17 protein-coding genes are annotated in these 18,082 nt (G+C 32.5%); all 17 read left to right on the top strand.

Annotation, left to right across the window (positions count from 1 at the left end):
- Position 1 precedes the first annotated feature (1 nt).
- On the top strand, positions 2–337 hold the full coding sequence (locus E0E02_RS08865; protein ID WP_039696672.1) for a metal-sulfur cluster assembly factor: 336 nt from the start codon (positions 2–4) through the stop codon (positions 335–337).
- Between the two features lie 354 nt (positions 338–691).
- Positions 692–2,665, top strand: a complete 1,974-nt coding sequence (locus E0E02_RS08860; protein WP_133018405.1) for a peptide ABC transporter substrate-binding protein — start codon at positions 692–694, stop codon at positions 2,663–2,665.
- A 67-nt stretch (positions 2,666–2,732) separates the two neighbouring features.
- Positions 2,733–4,235, top strand: a complete 1,503-nt coding sequence (locus tag E0E02_RS08855) for an ABC transporter permease (protein ID WP_074602291.1) — start codon at positions 2,733–2,735, stop codon at positions 4,233–4,235.
- The gene (oppC, locus tag E0E02_RS08850; protein WP_021142592.1) at positions 4,235–5,161 is read left to right on the top strand and encodes an oligopeptide ABC transporter permease OppC; all 927 of its coding nucleotides are present in this window, start codon (positions 4,235–4,237) and stop codon (positions 5,159–5,161) included. Before E0E02_RS08855 ends, oppC begins: the two co-directional genes overlap by 1 nt.
- Before the next feature lie 8 nt (positions 5,162–5,169).
- Positions 5,170–6,240 carry an ABC transporter ATP-binding protein gene (locus tag E0E02_RS08845; RefSeq protein WP_074602289.1) on the top strand — a complete coding sequence of 357 codons (1,071 nt, stop codon included), beginning with the start codon at positions 5,170–5,172 and terminating at the stop codon, positions 6,238–6,240.
- Complete coding sequence (locus E0E02_RS08840) at positions 6,233–7,159, top strand: ATP-binding cassette domain-containing protein (protein ID WP_074602286.1); 927 nt, start codon at positions 6,233–6,235, stop codon at positions 7,157–7,159. The genes E0E02_RS08845 and E0E02_RS08840 overlap by 8 nt, the downstream gene beginning before the upstream one ends.
- Before the next feature lie 170 nt (positions 7,160–7,329).
- Positions 7,330–8,484 (top strand): DUF1972 domain-containing protein, encoded by a 1,155-nt coding sequence (locus E0E02_RS08835; protein ID WP_074602284.1) that lies wholly within the window; start codon positions 7,330–7,332, stop codon positions 8,482–8,484.
- Positions 8,474–9,409, top strand: a complete 936-nt coding sequence (locus tag E0E02_RS08830) for a glycosyltransferase family 2 protein (protein WP_133018404.1) — start codon at positions 8,474–8,476, stop codon at positions 9,407–9,409. The genes E0E02_RS08835 and E0E02_RS08830 overlap by 11 nt, the downstream gene beginning before the upstream one ends.
- Complete coding sequence (locus E0E02_RS08825) at positions 9,406–10,212, top strand: ABC transporter permease (RefSeq protein WP_074560549.1); 807 nt, start codon at positions 9,406–9,408, stop codon at positions 10,210–10,212. The genes E0E02_RS08830 and E0E02_RS08825 overlap by 4 nt, the downstream gene beginning before the upstream one ends.
- The gene (locus tag E0E02_RS08820; protein WP_133018403.1) at positions 10,212–11,432 is read left to right on the top strand and encodes an ABC transporter ATP-binding protein; all 1,221 of its coding nucleotides are present in this window, start codon (positions 10,212–10,214) and stop codon (positions 11,430–11,432) included. Before E0E02_RS08825 ends, E0E02_RS08820 begins: the two co-directional genes overlap by 1 nt.
- Complete coding sequence (locus E0E02_RS08815; protein WP_133018402.1) at positions 11,429–12,748, top strand: glycosyltransferase family 2 protein; 1,320 nt, start codon at positions 11,429–11,431, stop codon at positions 12,746–12,748. The genes E0E02_RS08820 and E0E02_RS08815 overlap by 4 nt, the downstream gene beginning before the upstream one ends.
- Positions 12,745–14,514: a rhamnan synthesis F family protein gene (locus E0E02_RS08810; RefSeq protein ID WP_133018401.1), complete on the top strand. Its 1,770-nt coding sequence runs from the start codon at positions 12,745–12,747 to the stop codon at positions 14,512–14,514. Before E0E02_RS08815 ends, E0E02_RS08810 begins: the two co-directional genes overlap by 4 nt.
- A 31-nt stretch (positions 14,515–14,545) precedes the next feature.
- A complete protein-coding gene (galE, locus tag E0E02_RS08805; protein ID WP_133018400.1) occupies positions 14,546–15,565 on the top strand; it encodes a UDP-glucose 4-epimerase GalE in 1,020 nt (339 codons plus the stop codon).
- A gap of 9 nt (positions 15,566–15,574) precedes the next feature.
- Complete coding sequence (locus tag E0E02_RS08800) at positions 15,575–16,381, top strand: glycosyltransferase (protein ID WP_058814043.1); 807 nt, start codon at positions 15,575–15,577, stop codon at positions 16,379–16,381.
- Positions 16,371–17,063: a glycosyltransferase family 2 protein gene (locus E0E02_RS08795; RefSeq protein ID WP_133018399.1), complete on the top strand. Its 693-nt coding sequence runs from the start codon at positions 16,371–16,373 to the stop codon at positions 17,061–17,063. Before E0E02_RS08800 ends, E0E02_RS08795 begins: the two co-directional genes overlap by 11 nt.
- 1 nt (position 17,064) lies before the next feature.
- Positions 17,065–17,397, top strand: a complete 333-nt coding sequence (locus tag E0E02_RS08790) for a DUF2304 domain-containing protein (RefSeq protein ID WP_133018398.1) — start codon at positions 17,065–17,067, stop codon at positions 17,395–17,397.
- Positions 17,398–17,399: 2 nt separating this feature from the next.
- A partial coding sequence (locus E0E02_RS08785; protein WP_165937147.1) for an oligosaccharide flippase family protein occupies positions 17,400–18,082 on the top strand: 683 nt, incomplete at its 3' end.

The raw sequence follows: 18,082 nt of genomic DNA, 5'->3' as shown, positions 1-18,082 counted from the left end.
TATGTCTGAACAAAAATATACAGAAGAAGATGTCGCAAAGATTAAAGATCGTATTCTTGAAGCTTTGGAAACAGTTATTGACCCTGAATTAGGGATTGATATTGTTAATCTAGGGCTTGTTTATGAGATTCGATTCGAACAAAATGGACACACTGAAATTGATATGACCTTAACAACAATGGGTTGTCCACTAGCAGACCTTCTTACCGATCAAATTCACGATGCAATGCGTGAGATTCCTGAGGTAACTAATACTGAAGTCAAATTGGTATGGTACCCAGCCTGGTCAGTTGATAAAATGAGTCGCTATGCCCGCATTGCTTTGGGAATTAGATAAAAGATGACACCAGCAGAAATGCTGGTGTTTTTGTGTGGCAAAATTCACATAGTCTTTATTAATGTTTTTTATAGAGATGTTTTATCTAACAAATTGTGTAACAAATACAAAAAATTTAGAAAATTCCATAAATAGCCTTTACATTTTAATCTGATGGTGTTATATTATCTCTCATAAGTAAGAAGTTTTGATAAAATGGGTTCTTATTTATAACATTTTTATATTGGGGTATAGAAAAGAGGGATTTATCATGAACAGTAAATATTACAGACGTTTTTTTGTAACATTACTCAAATGGAATGAATAAGTCGTGGTTGTTGTTGATATAATCAGATTTATTTTTATGAAAAGAGGATGTTTATGAAAAAATATTTAACTGTCGCAGGAGTTGCACTTTTATCGGTTTCGCTTTTACAAGGATGTTCTAATTCAAAATCGACTAAGCAAAAATCAAATGTTTATTCTTATGTCTATGCTTCTGATCCGAATACACTAGATTATACAGTATCAGGTCGAGCAACTACATCATCTGTAACAACTCAGGGAATAGATGGTTTGCTAGAGAATGATAAATACGGTAATTTAGTGCCTTCTCTTGCAAAAGATTGGAAAGTTTCAGCTGATGGTTTAACTTATACCTATAAGTTGAGAAAAGGCGTTATGTGGTACACTTCTGATGGTGAAGAATATGCAGAAGTTACGGCGAATGATTTTGTTACAGGATTAAAGCATGCAGCTGATAAGAAATCAGATGCCCTTTACATTGTGCAAAATTCAATAAAAGGTTTGGATGATTATGTTAGTGGTGCTACAAAAGATTTTTCAACTGTTGGCGTTAAGGCGTTAGATAAATATACTGTCCAGTATACTTTGAATAAACCTGAAACCTATTGGAATTCTAAGACGATCTATGGTGTACTTCAACCAGTTAATAAAGATTTCTTGAAGGCAAAGGGTAAAGATTTTGGTTCTGTAGATCCATCTAGTATTCTTTATAATGGTCCGTTTATTTTGAAATCTTTGACTTCTAAATCTTCAATCGAATTTGATAAAAATGAAAATTATTGGGATGCTAAGCACGTAAAACTTGATGGGGTTAAACTAACTTATTTTGATGGTTCAGATCCAGAATCTCTTTATAAAAATTTTGAAAAAGGAAATTACAGCTATTCAAGACTATACCCAACCAAACCAGGTTTCAAGAAAATTGAAAAGAATCATAAAAATGAAATTAACTACTCATTACAGGATCAATCAACCTATTTCGTTGTCTTTAATTTGAATCGTAAAGCTTATGATTTTACTTCAAAAAACAGCGATACTCAAAAAAATGATACCCATGAAGCTATTTTAAATAAAGACTTCCGTCAAGCCGTTACTTTTGCTTTTAACAGAGCAGCCTACAATTCACAAAATGTTGGTCAAGAGGCTTCAACTAAATCACTTCGTAGTATGTTTGTACCACCAAAATTTGTGTCTTCTGATGGTAAGGATTTTGGTGATTATGTTAAAGATGAGTTAGACGATAATGCAACTTGGAAAGATGTTGATTTTTCAGATGCTAAAGATGGATTATACAATGTTGATAAGGCAAAAGCGGCATTTTCTAAAGCAAAATCTACATTGCAAAGTGAGGGTGTTCAATTTCCAATCCACTTAGATTTTCCTGTAAATCAAACAAGTGATATTACGACACAACAAGCTAATTCATTTAAGCAATCTGTGGAAGCATCACTCGGTAAGGATAACGTCGTTGTTGATATTCAAAAAGAAAGTGAAGAAGATTATCAACGTACAGGATATTTTGCAGAATCAGCTGATCAAAAGGATTATGATTTGTCTCAAGACTCTGGATGGAGTCCCGATTATGATGATCCTTCTACTTATCTTGATATCTTAAATTCAGATACAGGTACTTCAATTAAGAATAGTGGTATTGATTCATCAACTGATGAAGGTAAAGAAGTTGCACAAAGAGTAGGATTGGATCAGTTCAATAAATTAGTTACAGATGCAAATAATGTTACTGATGATATAACTGCCCGTTATACAGATTATGCAAAAGCCCAAGCGTGGTTGACAGATAGCGCTATCATTATACCAACAACATCTTTAGGTGGTACCCCATCAGTTTCAAAAGTCGTTCCATTTTCGGCTTCTTATTCAACATCTGGAATTAAAGGTAGCGACTGTTACAAATATTATCAATTGCAAGATAAGCCTGTTACGGTTAAACAATACAAAAAAGCTTTAGATAGTTGGAAAAAGGCCAAAGATAAATCAAACACAGAATATCAAGAAAAGCTTTCTGAGCATATTGAAAAATAACATATTTGATAGCTAGAGATTCTCCGTTCTTCGGGGAATCTTTAACTTGATGATTTTTGGAGGAATTATGAAAAAATATGTTGGAATGCGAATTCTGCGTTCGCTGGTATCGATTTTATTAGTAACGACATTAACTTACGGCATTATATACGCTTTAGTACCGAGACACCTCATTTTTAGACAAGATCCTAATTATAATAAAATGGTGACAACAGCTGACAAGCGAATTAATTATGAAAATCAAATTTATAGTAAGACAGGATATATTGAGTACAAAGATAGTAAAGATTTAAGTAAGATTGCTTCTACAATAGATAGTAAAGTCACCGTTGATAATACCAAAAAGAATAAAAAAATTTATCAAGATTGTGTCGATAAACTTGGAAAAGGATGGAAACTTTACCAGTTTCCAGAAAGTAAAAAATTTTATGCAGTACGCGAAATTCCACTCTACGAAAGAGTGCTGAAATTTTACTCTAATTTGATTGTGATTGATCATCCTTGGAAGATTAAGGATTCATCTAATCCAAATTTAAAACGCTATGTTCGGTTTGAAAATGATCCTGCAATAGGTCCAGCTTTGGTTGGTTCAGGAACGGAGCATAAGTACTTGATTTACTTTAATGGTGCCTTTCCATTTGTTCATCAACATATTGTGACGATGAATCTTGGTATTTCTTATCCAACTTATGCTAATGTGCCGATTTTACAAGTAATTAATCAAGGTCAAGGGAAAGCAAAATTAAAAGAAGTTAAATTCCCAACGGGTAAAACTAAAATGAGTTCGATAGATATCTATACACGAACTTACAAATCACCTAAAGAAGCTGATGCAATGGCAGTCAATAATTTTGGAAAGGGTGATGCTTATACTGCGACAAGAAGTATTTACTCAGATCCTTCAATGGTGTCCAATTCAGTTCGAATTGGTGTAATCGGTGTACTTATTTCATACTTGTTAGGGTTACCGATTGGACTTTTAATGGCTAGATTTAAGAATGGTTTTTTTGATCGTTTTTCAACAGGCATTGTTACGTTTTTGCTAGCTGTTCCTAGTATTGCTATTATTTATGCGATTCGTTTTATTGGTTCAGCGATTGGGTTACCAGATGCTTTCCCAACTCTAGGAGCTCACGATTGGCGATCTTATGTATTGCCAGCATTTATTTTAGGATTTTTGAGTATTCCAGGGATTGTCGTTTGGTTTAGACGTTATGTTGTTGATTTACAGAATAGTGATTTTGTAAAATTCGCTAGATCGAAAGGATTATCTGAAAATGAAATTTCGAAGAAACACTTATTTAAGCAAGCTATGGTTCCGATTGTTAATGGGATACCAGAGGCTATTTTAGGGACAATTGTAGGAGCTACTTTGACTGAAACGATTTTTGCTTTTCCTGGTATGGGGAAAATGTTGATTGATTCAATCAAGGCCACTAATAACTCGATGGTTGTAGGTTTAGTTTTCTTATTTACCAGCTTATCAATTATTTCTCTCTTGCTAGGTGACCTTTTAATGGTTATATTGGACCCTCGAATTAAGTTATCATCAAAAGGAGGTAAAAAATAGTGGAAAAAATTGATAAGAAACAATTTGAATTTGTTAGTTTAGATAGTTCAGCTTCAGAAATTATCGATGCTCCAACTTATTCTTATTGGAAATCTGTTTTTAAACAATTTTTCTCTAAAAAATCTACTTTCTTTATGTTAGCAATATTGATTGCAATCATTTTTATGAGTTTTGTCTATCCATTCTTTGTTCATTGTAATTTTAATGATGTCAGTAATATTAATGACTTTTCGAAACGTTATGTTTGGCCGAATAGTCAGTATTGGTTTGGTACGGATAAAGATGGTAGATCTTTATTTGATTGTGTATGGTACGGTGCTAGAAATTCTATTTTAATTTCTGTTTTAGCAACAGTTATTAATATGATTTTAGGGGTTGTTATTGGTGGCATATGGGGTGTCTCAAAGACAGTTGATACCATTATGATTGAGGTATATAATGTTGTCTCTAATATTCCTCAGTTGTTAATTATTATGGTCTTAACCTATTCTTTGGGTGCAGGTTTTTGGAATATGATACTTGCATTCTGTATTACAGGATGGATTGGAATTGCTTATTCGATTCGTGTCCAAATCTTACGTTATCGTGATTTAGAATACAATCTTGCTAGTCAAATTTTAGGAACATCAAAATTTAGAATTGTTGTTAAGAATTTATTGCCACAACTGATTTCTGTAATTGTGACTATGGTATCTCAGTTATTACCATCCTACATTTCATATGAAGCTTTTCTTTCTTATTTTGGTATTGGGCTTCCAATTTCAGTTCCAAGTCTAGGGCGTTTAATTTCAAATTATTCCTCTAATTTAACGACTAATGCTTATTTATTTTGGATTCCTCTGACGGTTTTGGTATTGGTATCTTTGCCGTTATATATCATTGGGCAAAATCTTGCTGATGCAAGTGATCCAAGGACACATAGATAGGAGAGAATATGGTTAGTGAAAATGTAATAATTAGCGTGAATAACTTAGTTGTAAAATTTAAGGTGCGTAATCGTCTTTTGACAGCTATCCGAAATATTTCGCTGGATCTTTATAAAGGAGAAGTTCTTGCAATTGTTGGGGAGTCTGGAAGTGGGAAATCTGTTCTAACCAAAACTTTTACAGGGATGCTAGAAAGTAATGGTTTTATTTCAAATGGTTCTATTTTATATCGTGGACAAGAGTTAACTGATTTAAAATCAAATAAAGATTGGGAGTCGATTCGTGGAAGTAAGATTGCTACTATTTTTCAAGATCCGATGACATCTCTTGACCCTATTAAAACGATTGGCAGTCAGATTGTTGATGTTATCGTTAAACACCAACATCTTTCAAAATCAGAAGCTAAAGCAATGGCTCTAAACTATATGAAAGAAGTTGGAATTTCTGATGTAGAACGCAGATTTGATGAATATCCTTTTCAATATTCAGGTGGTATGCGACAACGTATTGTTATCGCTATTGCGCTTGCTTGTAAGCCGGATGTATTGATTTGTGATGAACCAACGACAGCACTTGATGTTACCATTCAAGCACAAATCCTTGCGCTATTAAAACGATTGCAAAAAGAATATCAATTTACAACTATTTTTATCACGCACGACTTAGGTGTCGTAGCTAGTATCGCTGATAAAGTTGCTGTCATGTATGCAGGACAAATTATTGAGTATGCAACAGTTGAAGAACTCTTTTATGATCCAAAGCATCCGTATACATGGAGTTTATTATCTAGTCTTCCTCAATTAGCTGATGAAAAAAGTGGCTTGCTTTTTTCAATTCCTGGTGCCCCCCCCTCTCTTTATGCGTCAATTCAAGGTGATGCATTTGCTCCGCGATCACATTTTGCAATGAAAATTGATTTTACGGAAGAACCACCGATTTTTAATGTATCAAAAACGCATTGGGCTAAAACTTGGTTACTTCATCCAGATGCTCCAAAAGTTGATAAGCCGGAGGTTATCCAAGATTTACATCATAAGATTTCGCAAAAAATGTTGAGTAAGGAGAGAGAAAATGCCTGAAAAATTAGTAGATATTCGAAATTTAGAAATCTCATTTGGGGAGGGAAATAAGAAATTTACTGCTGTAAAAAATGCGAATTTCTTTATCAACAAAGGAGAGACATTTTCACTTGTCGGAGAATCAGGAAGTGGAAAAACAACGATTGCACGAGCAATAGTAGGCCTTAATGAAACAAGTTCTGGAGATATAATTTTTGACGGTAAGAGAATCAATACGAGGTTGAGTAAGGCTGAAAAAGGAAATCTTATTCAAAAAATTCAGATGATATTTCAGGATCCAGCAGCCAGTTTAAATGAGCGAGCAACAGTAGATTATATCATTTCTGAAGGTCTTTATAATTTTAAATTATATAAAGACGAAGAAGAACGTAGACAAAAAGTTAGAGAAATTATTGAAAAGGTAGGTTTGTTACCAGAACATTTAACACGATATCCTCATGAATTTTCAGGGGGACAACGACAACGTATTGGAATTGCAAGAACGCTTGTAATGAATCCAGAATTTATTATCGCTGACGAACCTATTTCGGCTTTGGATGTTTCAGTTAGAGCACAGGTACTTAATTTGTTGAAAGAGATTCAAAGAGAAAATGGTATGACATACTTATTTATTGCGCACGATCTGTCAGTTGTACGTTTCATTTCAGATCGTATTGCAGTTATTCATCAAGGGGTGATTGTTGAAATTGCTGAAACTGAGGAGTTATTTCATCATCCTATTCACCCTTACACTAAATCTCTGTTGTCTGCAGTTCCTATTCCAGATCCGATCTTAGAACGCCAAAAAGAATTAGTTGTCTACGATCCGGAACAACATGATTATACAGTTGACAAGCCTCGGATGTTTGAAATAAAACCCAATCATTTTATTTGGGCTAATCAAGAAGAAATCGAAAAGTATCAGCAAGAGTTATTATAAGGGGATTAGCAATATCATTTAAGGAGTTAAGCGAAAGCTTAACTTCCTTTTTAGTTATGTTATTTTTCTAAACTGCCTATATTCTCAAGAGGCTTTCGTTTTTCCATCGCCAGCTTATTTAAAATATGGTATAATATTTTTGATTGTATTTTAGAATGGAGAAGTGTGCCATGCAACATGTATTCATCATCGGAAGTCGAGGTTTGCCTGCAAAGTATGGTGGCTTTGAGACTTTTGTTGAGGAGTTGGTAAAAAATAAGCAGAGCTCAGATATTGTTTATCACGTCGCTTGTTTAAGTGATGATAAACATCATACGCATTTTAAATATGAGGGCGCAGATTGTTTTACCATCAAGGCACCTAAAATTGGTCCAGCACGAGTGATTGCTTATGATATGATGGCAATTACTTATGGACTTCAAATGGTAAAAAGATCTGGTATTGAACACCCTATTTTTTATATTTTGGGTAACACAATTGGGGCATTTATTGCACCTTTTGTTTGGAGAATTCACGCTCTTGGTGGGAAAGTTTATGTCAATCCAGATGGTCTTGAGTGGAAACGCTCAAAATGGTCAAAACCGGTTCAAGCTTATTTAAAATATGCTGAAAAATCGATGGCTAAAACAGTTGATTTGGTTATTTCAGATAATATTGGTATTGAAAACTATATAAAAGAATCTTATCCAGATGCTAAGACACGTTTTATTGCTTATGGAACGGATTTGAAAAAATCAACCCTAACAGCTGATGATTATAAGGTTAGAAAATGTTTTGATAATTGGAAAACTAAGGAAAATGGCTATTATCTGATCGTTGGCCGATTTGTGCCAGAAAACAATTATGAAACAGCAATTCGTGAGTTTATGAAATCAAATACAAGACGTGATTTGATTATTATTTCTAACCACAAAAATAGTGCTTATTTTGATAAATTGAAACATTTGACAAACTTTGAACGTGATCACAGGGTTAAGTTTGTCGGCACTGTATATGATCGTGACTTACTGAACTATATTCGTGAGAATGCTTTTGCTTATATCCACGGTCATGAAGTTGGTGGAACAAATCCTGGTTTGTTAGAAGCTCTAGGACATACCAAGTTAAATCTTGTACTTGATGTGCCTTTCAATAAGTCAGTTGCAGGAGCAAGTGCTTTTTATTGGAATAAAACATCAGGTAATCTCTCATGTTTGATTAATGACGCCGATGGTCATTATGATTTTACGGAATATGGCAATCGTGCGCGTGCCATTGTTAAACAAAATTACACATGGGAAAAAATCGTTGGAGAGTACGAGGGACTATTTTTAAATGAAGATTAATATTCTCATGTCTACCTACAATGGTGAACAATTTTTGGCTGAACAGATTGAAAGCATTCAGAAACAAACAGTCAAGGATTGGACTTTGTATATTCGTGATGATGGCTCTAGTGATACGACACCCGAAATTATTAAGCACTATGCGCAGCTTGACTCACGTATTGTTTTTATTAATGCTAACAATCGTGAAAATTTTGGCGTTATTAAAAACTTTTATACCCTTTTAAAACATAGCAAAGCTGATTACTATTTCTTTTCTGATCAAGATGATATTTGGCTAGAAGATAAATTGGCCGTTACTTTAGCAGAAGCAGAAAAGTATGATAGTCAGAAACCTTTATTAGTTTATACAGATTTGAAAATTGTTGACCGAGATTTAAATGTTTTACATGAAAGCATGATTAAAACACAGTCTGATCATGCCAATACTGAGTTGGTTCAAGAACTGACTGAAAACACAGTAACTGGTGGTACAGCAATGATAAATCATGCATTGGCTGAATTATGGACATCAACAGAATATTTGTTGATGCACGATTGGTATCTTGCTTTGCTTGCTAGCGCTTTAGGTAATCTTGCTTATGTTGATTACCCAACTGAATTGTATCGTCAACATGATGCTAATGTGTTAGGAGCGCGTACATGGACTAAACGCATGAAAAATTGGATTAAGCCTCATAAATTAGTCGAAAAATATTGGTGGTTGATTAATGCTAGTCAAACTCAAGCACGTTTTTTATTAGATTTAGCATTGACCCCTGGAAAAAGAGACTTGGTTGAAAATTTTACAACGATTATGGACAAGTCACTAATTCAACGAATAAAAGCATTGAATCAGTATGGCTTACGCAAAAATCGTACCTTCCATACGCTTGTGTTTAGAACATTAATTATTACCAAATTTGGTTATAGGAGAAATAAATGAAGTTCTTTAGTAAAGAAAATAAAATCTTATTAAAAGAAATGGTAAAAACGGACTTTAAGCTTCGTTACCAAGGAAGTTTAATTGGGCATTTGTGGTCAATTTTAAAACCATTAATGCTTTTCACAATTATGTATTTGGTGTTTATCCGTTTTTTGAGATTAGATGACGGAACACCTCATTATGCAATTGGTGTGCTTTTAGGTATGGTAACATGGTCATTTTTCCAAGAAGCTACCAATATGGGCATGGTTTCAATTGTAACTCGTGGTGACTTATTACGTAAATTGAATTTTTCTAAGGAAATCATTGTTATCTCTTCAGTAGTTGGTGCAGCTATTAACTATGGTATTAACCTTTTAGTTGTATTTGTTTTTGCACTAGTTAATGGTGTTCACTTAAGTTGGAACTTTTTAGTCATTATTCCATTGTTTATTGAATTAGCCATGATATCAGCGGGAGTTGCTTTTATTCTTGCAGCTTTATTTGTTAAATATCGTGACTTGGGACCGATTTGGGAAGTTGTAATGCAAGCTGGAATGTATGCTACACCTGTTATCTATTCATTGACTTTTATTATTCAAAAAAATCAGTTTACCGTAGCAAAATTAATGATGCTAAACCCACTTGCACAAATCATTCAAGATATGCGTCATTACATTGTTTATTCAGGTAGCATGCGTGGTTGGGAGTTATATAACAATCATATTTGGGGAGTTATTCCTTACATCCTTCCAGTTTTAATTCTTATTGTTGGATATTCAATTTTCCATAAGCATGCTAAGAAATTTGCGGAGATTTTATAATGTCAGATAAAGAAATTGCAGTAAAAGTTGATCATGTTAGTAAATATTTTAAACTACCAACTGAAGCAACTCATAGTTTACGTACAGCTCTAGTTAATCGTTTTAAAGGAGTCAAAGGTTATCGTGAGCAACATGTCTTAAAAGATATTTCATTTGATGTTCACAAAGGAGATTTCTTTGGGATTGTTGGTCGTAATGGTTCTGGTAAATCAACACTTTTGAAAATCATTTCACAAATCTATGTTCCAGAAAAAGGAACAGTTACGGTTAATGGTAAAATGGTGTCATTTATTGAGCTTGGAGTTGGTTTTAACCCTGAATTGACAGGACGAGAAAATGTCTACATGAACGGTGCCATGCTTGGGTTCACAACTGAAGAAATCGATGCCATGTATGATGACATCGTTGAGTTTGCTGAGCTAGAAGATTTCATGAATCAAAAGCTAAAAAACTACTCAAGTGGTATGCAAGTCCGTTTAGCGTTTTCAGTTGCTATTAAAGCCCAAGGTGACGTGCTCATTCTTGATGAAGTGCTTGCCGTAGGTGATGAAGCTTTCCAACGTAAGTGTAATGATTATTTCATGGAACGTAAAGAAAGTGGTAAGACAACAATTCTTGTAACCCATGATATGGGAGCAGTTAAGAAGTATTGTAACCGCGCTGTTCTTATTGAAAACGGTTTGGTTAAAGCATATGGTGATCCGTTTGATGTTGCCAACCAATACAGCTACGATAATACAGCTCCTTTGAAGGAAACTCAGAAGGAACAAAATCAAGGTGATAGTGCTGAAAAAGTAAAACCAAAGGTTGAAAATTTCAAGCTAGAATTATTATCTTCTAATCAGATTACTCCAAATGATGATATTAATTTTAAAATTGAGTATGATGTGATGGAAGACGTTGAAACATATATTGGACTATCGTTAACTGATATTGATCGTAATGTATGGATTTATAATGATAACACATTGGATAATAAGACTAAGGAAATTGGACATAAAACAGCTTATTATTCATGTAAATTATCTTCAGTCAACAATTTGAAATTAAAATTGGAAGTGACTGTTAGAGACGTTGATGGAAACATGCTCGCATTTACGGATGCTACAACAAATCCTATTATTGTAATCAACAGAGATGATATTGCATCGGATGATATTTCTGCTTTAGATTCTGCAACAGGTATAATTCAAAGAAATGGAACATGGAAGTTTAAATGAGTGAGACTTTAGTATCAGTTTTAGTAACTTGTTATAACCACGAAAAATACATTGAACAGTGTTTAAGGAGTATATTTAACCAAACTCATAAGAATATTGAATTAATTGTATTAAATGATGGGTCAACAGATAATTCAGGTCAGGTTATTAAGGAAACTCTTAAAGATTCTCCCTATAACAAAACTCATTATTTCGTTCATGACAATTCAGGAGTGGTAAGAACCAGAAATAAGGGCTTACAATTAATAAATGGTGATTTTTTTCTTTTTGTAGATAGTGATGATTATCTTGAAGAAAATTATGTTTCAGAATTATTACACAGTCTTGAAAACAATGATGCTGATATTGCATATTGTAATTTAGTAAATCCTGAAAATGGTGCTGTGGTAGTACAAGCTAGAGATTTTGATTTAAATACATTCTTAGTTGGTAATTATATTTCGTCGACTTCATTAGTTAGAACATCTGTTTTAGGTGATGTAAAATATGACGATAGCATAAAACAACTTGAGGATTATGATTTCTTTTTAAATCTTGTTTTAGTAAGAAATGCAAAACCTATTGCTAATCATAGTACGTTTTTAAATTATCGAGTTTTTGATGTTTCACGCTCAGCAAGAGGTGATCTTCTAAAATTTTATGAAGCATATATTTATATATTGACTAAGTATCAGACAATTGCTAGTGATGAAATAGAACGTGCAATTGGTATTCATTTTGATAAAAATATTAATTTAGCTTTTGAAAACCAATATGTAAAAATCTATTATATTACTGATGGTGAAAATTTTAGTGAAGATAAAGTTCTTAAATTTAAGTTTGAAGAGAATGGCTGCGTGCTGTTCAATCTTCCAGAAGAAGTAACTACAGTTAGAGTTGATTTGTCTGAGTTACCTAGTTTTTATAAGCGAGTTGCTTTGATTAATCAGGAATCTGATACAGAAATTTTACCAAGTTACTCAAATGGCGATATCATTGGGAATTATGTGATGTTTAAAGGTTATGATCCTCAATTGATTTATGATGTTTCTACATCCAGTCAAAAAACTTTTAAACTAGTTTATGAAATGTTTAATGTCGATGATATTAACCGTGATGATTACATTGCTAAAACTCTTTCTCAAGATTTATTACATCTACAAAAGCAAGTTAAAGAATTAGAATCATATAGAATTAATTACAAACAAGTGAATGATGAAAGACACTATTATAAACAGGAACTGGAGAAAATGATTGTTGCTTATAATTCAGTTACACATTCACGACGTTGGATAATTCCTACTGCTATTATTAATTTTTTTAGGAGAAAAAAATGAAACGTTTATTATTGTACGTCCATTTTAATAAGTACAATCATATTAGTTCACATGTGTATTACCAATTGACAAAAATGCGCCCACTTTTTTCAAAAGTGGTATTTATTTCAAATAGTTCGATTAATGATAACGATTATCATAAGTTGGTTGAATATCGATTGATGGATTCTTTTATTCAAAGAGAAAATATTGGTTTTGATTTTGCTGCTTGGCGTGATGGTATGACTACAGTTGGATTTGAAGAGCTGGCTACTTATGATTCTGTCACAATTATGAACGATACTTGTTTCGGTCCGTTGTGGGATATTAAAGATTACTATCTTGAGTATGAGAGTGATGATAGTGTTGATTTCTGGGGGCTAACAAATAACCGTGCTACTCCTAAATCTCGTTATACTCAAGGTTTTCGTGAACATATTCAAAGTTATTTTATTACATTTAAAAACTCTGTTGTTATTTCTCCAGAGTTTAAAAATTTTTGGGAAAATGTGAAAAACTATACCAATGTTCAAGAGGTAATTGATAACTACGAAACACAAGTAACGACAAAATTCTTGGATGCAGGTTTTAAATATAAAGTCATTTTTAATACTGTAAATGAAGACGCAAGTCACATGTTGCATGCCGATTTTTCTTTTTACCATCCAACGGCAATTTTAAATCATAAAGTACCGTTTATCAAAGTTAAGGCAATTGATAATAATCAGCATATTGTACCCTATCTTTTGGATGAAATTGATAAAAAAACAGATTACCCAGTGGACTTAATTATTTCGCACATGTCTGAAATCAATTTCCCTGACTTTAAGTATTTGTTGGCTAGAAAGTACGTTAAAGAAGTCCCTGCGGTTTCGTTAACAGATAAAAAAGTTGCAGTGCATCTTCATGTTTTCTATGTTGATTTATTAGAAGATTTTCTGAATGCTTTTGAAAATTTCCATTTTAGTTATGATTTATATATTACAACTGATAGTGAAACTAAACAACAGGAAATTAAATCGATTTTAGATGAAAATGGTAAAAATGCTCGAATTTTTGTAACTGGAAATATTGGACGTGATGTTCTACCAATGTTGAAGTTGAAAGAATATTTATCTGGTTATGATTATATTGGACATTTCCATACTAAAAAATCTAAAGAGGCAGATTTTTGGGCAGGTGAATCTTGGCGAAATGAGCTGATTGATATGCTAATAAAACCTGCTGATAATATTCTTGCTAACTTTGAAAATGATAAATTGGGACTTGTTATTGCTGATATCCCGACTTTCTTTAGATTTAATAAGATTGTTGATGCATGGAACGAACATTTGATTGCTCCTGAAATGAATGATTTATGGGAAAAAATGGGAATGACCAAAACAATTGATTTCAATAATTTCCATACATTTGTTATGAGTTATGGAACCTTTGTCTGGTTTAAGTATGATGCCTTAAAACCGTTATTTGATTTAGAATTAACTGATGAAGATGTTCCAGCTGAACCATTACCACAAAATTCTATTTTACATGCCATTGAACGATTACTTGTTTATATTGCATGGAATGAACACTATGATTTTAGAATCTCTAAAAATAAAGTTTCAATAACACCATTTGTTGATAACAAATTATATAATGAACGTGGTGATAGCGCTCCTCACACTTATGTTGATTTTACATATATGGGTGGGATAAAAGGTGCTTTTAAATATATCTTTGTTGGGCCAGCTAGAGCCGTTAAATATATTATTAAGAGAATTTTAAAAAAGCACTTGATATTTTAAGGTATTTTTTGCAAAATATTTTAGGAGGTTAATTATGGCAAAAATTTTAGTCACTGGTGGAGCAGGTTTTATTGGTTCACATACTTGTATCGAATTATTAAATGCTGGACACGAGGTTGTTGTTCTAGATAATCTTTGTAACAGTAGTTCAAAAAGCTTGAAAATTGTTGAAAGAGAAACGAATAAAACATTGGATTTCTATGAAGTGGATATTCGTGATGAAAAGCAATTAGAAAAAATTTTTGAAGCTGAAAAAATTGAAGGTGTAATTCACTTTGCTGGGCTGAAAGCAGTAGGGGAGTCTAGTGTAATTCCTCTTGATTATTATGATAATAATATTGCTGGAACTTTGAATCTTTTAAAAGTAATGAAACATCATAGCTGTAAAAATATTATTTTTAGCTCGTCAGCTACAGTTTATGGTAGTCCCAAAACAGTTCCAATTAAAGAGGAGTTTCCTTTGTCTGTAACTAATCCTTATGGACGTACAAAACTAATGTTAGAAGAAATTTTAACAGATTTATACAATTCTGATAATGAGTGGAATATTGTTTTATTAAGATACTTTAATCCAATTGGAGCTCATAAGTCAGGCGATTTGGGTGAGGACCCTAAAGGTGTCCCTAATAATCTATTACCATATATTACCCAAGTTGCAGTTGGTAAGTTGGAGCGTGTTGGGGTATTTGGAAATGATTATGACACAGAGGATGGTACCGGTGTTCGAGATTATATTCATGTTGTAGATTTAGCTAAGGGCCATGTGGCAGCTTTGCAAAAATTAGTTGAAGGATCTGGACTGTCTATATATAATTTAGGTACCGGTAAAGGGTATTCTGTATTAGATATGATAAAAAATATGTCGGCTGTTGTTGGTTTTGATATTCCATATCAAATTCTTCCAAGACGTAAGGGTGATATTGCTACATGTTATGCAGATGCTTCAAAAGCGAAAGAAGAATTGGGATGGGAAGCTAAATATGATATCCATAGAATGTGTCAAGATTCATGGAGATGGCAGAAAAAGCACCCTAATGGATTTAGAGATTAAGGAGGGATAATGAAAGATACAAAACACACTTTTGTTATTTGCGCATATGGAAATAGTCCATTTTTAGAAGATTGTATTAAATCGTTAAAAAAGCAGACCGTTTCTACAAATATTATTTGTTATACTTCAACCCCAAGTGATTTTATTAATAATATCTGTTCAGAGTACAATATTCCAGTTTTTTCAAAAGAAGGAGGAGGTATTGGAAAAGATTGGAATAATGCTTGGTCGTTTGTTGAAACTCAGTACGTGACAATAGCACACCAAGATGATATTTACCTACCAAATTTTCTTGAGAAAACGTTAGAAATATTTGAAAAACATACCGATTCAACTATAGTCATTACAGATTATGCTGAATATAGAGCAGGTATTATTGATGCCAAAACAACTAATTTAAAAATAAAGCGTCTAATGTTAAATATTATGCGTGTATTTCCAAAATCTAAATTTTGGAGAAATCGAGTTTTAGCTTTTGGAAATGCCATTTCTTGTCCATCGGTGTCTTATAATAGAGCTAATTTATCAGGATTTAGATTTAAGGAGGATTTCAGGACAAATTTAGATTGGTATGCTTGGTATGATATCAGTAGCCACTACGTTGGAAGTTTTCAATTCATTAATGAAGTTCTTATGTATCATCGAATTCATGGCGAATCTGAGACTTCAGCTACAATATCAGAAAATGTTCGTAGCAAGGAAGATTTGGAGATGTTTAAGTTATTTTGGCCAAATTTTATTGCAAATCTGTTGATGAAGTTTTATGAAAGAAGCCAAAAATCAAATTTTGATAGGAGTGGAGTAAGTGAAAAATAAAATACTTGTAATAATACCTGCTTATAATGAGGAAGAATCTATTGAAAAAGTTGTAAGCAATCTTGAGAAAAATTATGCGATTTATGATTATGTGGTTGTAAATGACGGATCAAAAGATTCAACTTCTGAAATTTGTCATAAAAATGGATTTAATATTATAGATTTACCTGAAAACTTGGGCTTGACCGGCGCAGTTCAAACTGGATTTAAGTATGCTTTACAAAATGGCTATGGTAAGGCTGTTCAATTTGATGGTGATGGTCAGCACCTACCCGAGTATATTAAAGATTTGAGCGATGCGATTGATGAAGGAAATGATTGTGCGATTGGTTCTCGTTTTGTCAGTGTAAAACGTCCGACGTCTCTTCGAATGCTAGGTAATACGCTTATTAGTTTTTTGATCAAGATAACAACTGGTAAACGAATTGAAGATCCTACTTCAGGAATGAGGATGTTTAATAAAAAATTGATTAAGCAATATGCTACGAATATCAATTTCACTCCTGAACCAGATACAATATCATTTCTGATTAGAAGAGGATTTAAGGTGAAAGAGGTTCAAGTTAAGATGAAAGATAGAGAAGCAGGAGAGTCTTATTTAACTCTTTCAAGATCAATTAAATATATGATTCACATGTTTACTTCGATAATTGTAATTCAAATTTTTAGAAAGGAAAAATAAAATGACTTTACCTTTGCAACTATTATTGGCTTTTGTAGCTTTAGTAACTTTTTTTGTAATTTTTCGAAGTATAAGGAAGTCAAATCTTCAAATTGAGGAGAGCTTTTTTTGGTTATTATTTTCAACAATTTTGCTGATTTTTTCTATTTGTCCTAGCATAATTATCCTTTTTTCAAAATTATTAGGCTTCCAATCCCCAGCGAATTTTGTATTTCTATTCATCATTTTTCTCTTAATGGTTAATCAGTATAAGTTAACCAAGAAAGTTTCTAAAAATGAAGTTAAGCTTAGAAGTTTAATTCAGTCTATTGCGTTAAAAAGAAATAAAAATTAGTTATGAATAGTACAGTTATTATCAATCAAAAGCAAAATTTTATTTGGAATATGATTGGAAGTGTTTCTTCAGCATTAATTTCTGTATTTTTGCTGATGATTGTTTCGAGATTCCTAAGTACTTCTGATTCAGATGTATATGCCTATGCTTATTCAATAGGTAACCTTTTGGTTGTTATTGGACTTTTTCAGGTAAGAAACTTTCAAGCAACAGATATTGGAGAAAAGTATTCATTTTCAAATTATTTTTTAGCTAGGTTTTTAACATCAGTGTTAATGATTATTGCTATAATACTTTTTTTACTTTTTATGAATTTTGATAAGAATAAAAGTCAAGTTATCTTCTTTGTTACTATTTATAGATTATCTGATGCAATATCAGATTTATTTCAAGGACTTTTTCAACAAAGAGAGAGGTTAGATATTGCAGGAAAATCATTAACATATCGTAATTTATTAATCTTTTTTATTTTTACACTTTCTGTTCACTTAACAGGAGATTTATTATGCTCATTGAAATTTGTGTGTATAATTTCTTATGCTTTCATATTATTTTTTGATATGCGTATTTCACATTCTTTTGAAAAAATCATTGTGACAGAAATTTTTCAAAAGAATGAATTTTTGAAAGTAATTCAACTGTTAAAAGAGAGTTTTCCTCTTTTTTTAAATGGATTTTTAATTAT

Source organism: Streptococcus sp. KCJ4932, from assembly GCF_004352745.1.
Lineage (GTDB): Bacteria > Bacillota > Bacilli > Lactobacillales > Streptococcaceae > Streptococcus > Streptococcus ruminicola.
Note: the sequence above shows the minus strand (reverse complement) of the source record. Positions and strands in the feature narration are given on the sequence as shown.

What these genes read in the sequence shown, in the direction of transcription:
- E0E02_RS08800 (WP_058814043.1), top strand. Translation starts at nt 15,575, where the DNA reads ATGAAAGATACAAAACACACTTTTGTTATTTGCGCATATGGAAATAGT.
- E0E02_RS08860 (WP_133018405.1), top strand. Translation starts at nt 692, where the DNA reads ATGTTTATGAAAAAATATTTAACTGTCGCAGGAGTTGCACTTTTATCG.
- E0E02_RS08865 (WP_039696672.1), top strand. Translation starts at nt 2, where the DNA reads ATGTCTGAACAAAAATATACAGAAGAAGATGTCGCAAAGATTAAAGAT.
- E0E02_RS08815 (WP_133018402.1), top strand. Translation starts at nt 11,429, where the DNA reads ATGAGTGAGACTTTAGTATCAGTTTTAGTAACTTGTTATAACCACGAA.
- E0E02_RS08790 (WP_133018398.1), top strand. Translation starts at nt 17,065, where the DNA reads ATGACTTTACCTTTGCAACTATTATTGGCTTTTGTAGCTTTAGTAACT.
- E0E02_RS08835 (WP_074602284.1), top strand. Translation starts at nt 7,330, where the DNA reads ATGCAACATGTATTCATCATCGGAAGTCGAGGTTTGCCTGCAAAGTAT.
- E0E02_RS08855 (WP_074602291.1), top strand. Translation starts at nt 2,733, where the DNA reads ATGAAAAAATATGTTGGAATGCGAATTCTGCGTTCGCTGGTATCGATT.
- E0E02_RS08820 (WP_133018403.1), top strand. Translation starts at nt 10,212, where the DNA reads ATGTCAGATAAAGAAATTGCAGTAAAAGTTGATCATGTTAGTAAATAT.
- E0E02_RS08840 (WP_074602286.1), top strand. Translation starts at nt 6,233, where the DNA reads ATGCCTGAAAAATTAGTAGATATTCGAAATTTAGAAATCTCATTTGGG.
- E0E02_RS08825 (WP_074560549.1), top strand. Translation starts at nt 9,406, where the DNA reads ATGAAGTTCTTTAGTAAAGAAAATAAAATCTTATTAAAAGAAATGGTA.
- E0E02_RS08830 (WP_133018404.1), top strand. Translation starts at nt 8,474, where the DNA reads ATGAAGATTAATATTCTCATGTCTACCTACAATGGTGAACAATTTTTG.
- E0E02_RS08845 (WP_074602289.1), top strand. Translation starts at nt 5,170, where the DNA reads ATGGTTAGTGAAAATGTAATAATTAGCGTGAATAACTTAGTTGTAAAA.
- E0E02_RS08810 (WP_133018401.1), top strand. Translation starts at nt 12,745, where the DNA reads ATGAAACGTTTATTATTGTACGTCCATTTTAATAAGTACAATCATATT.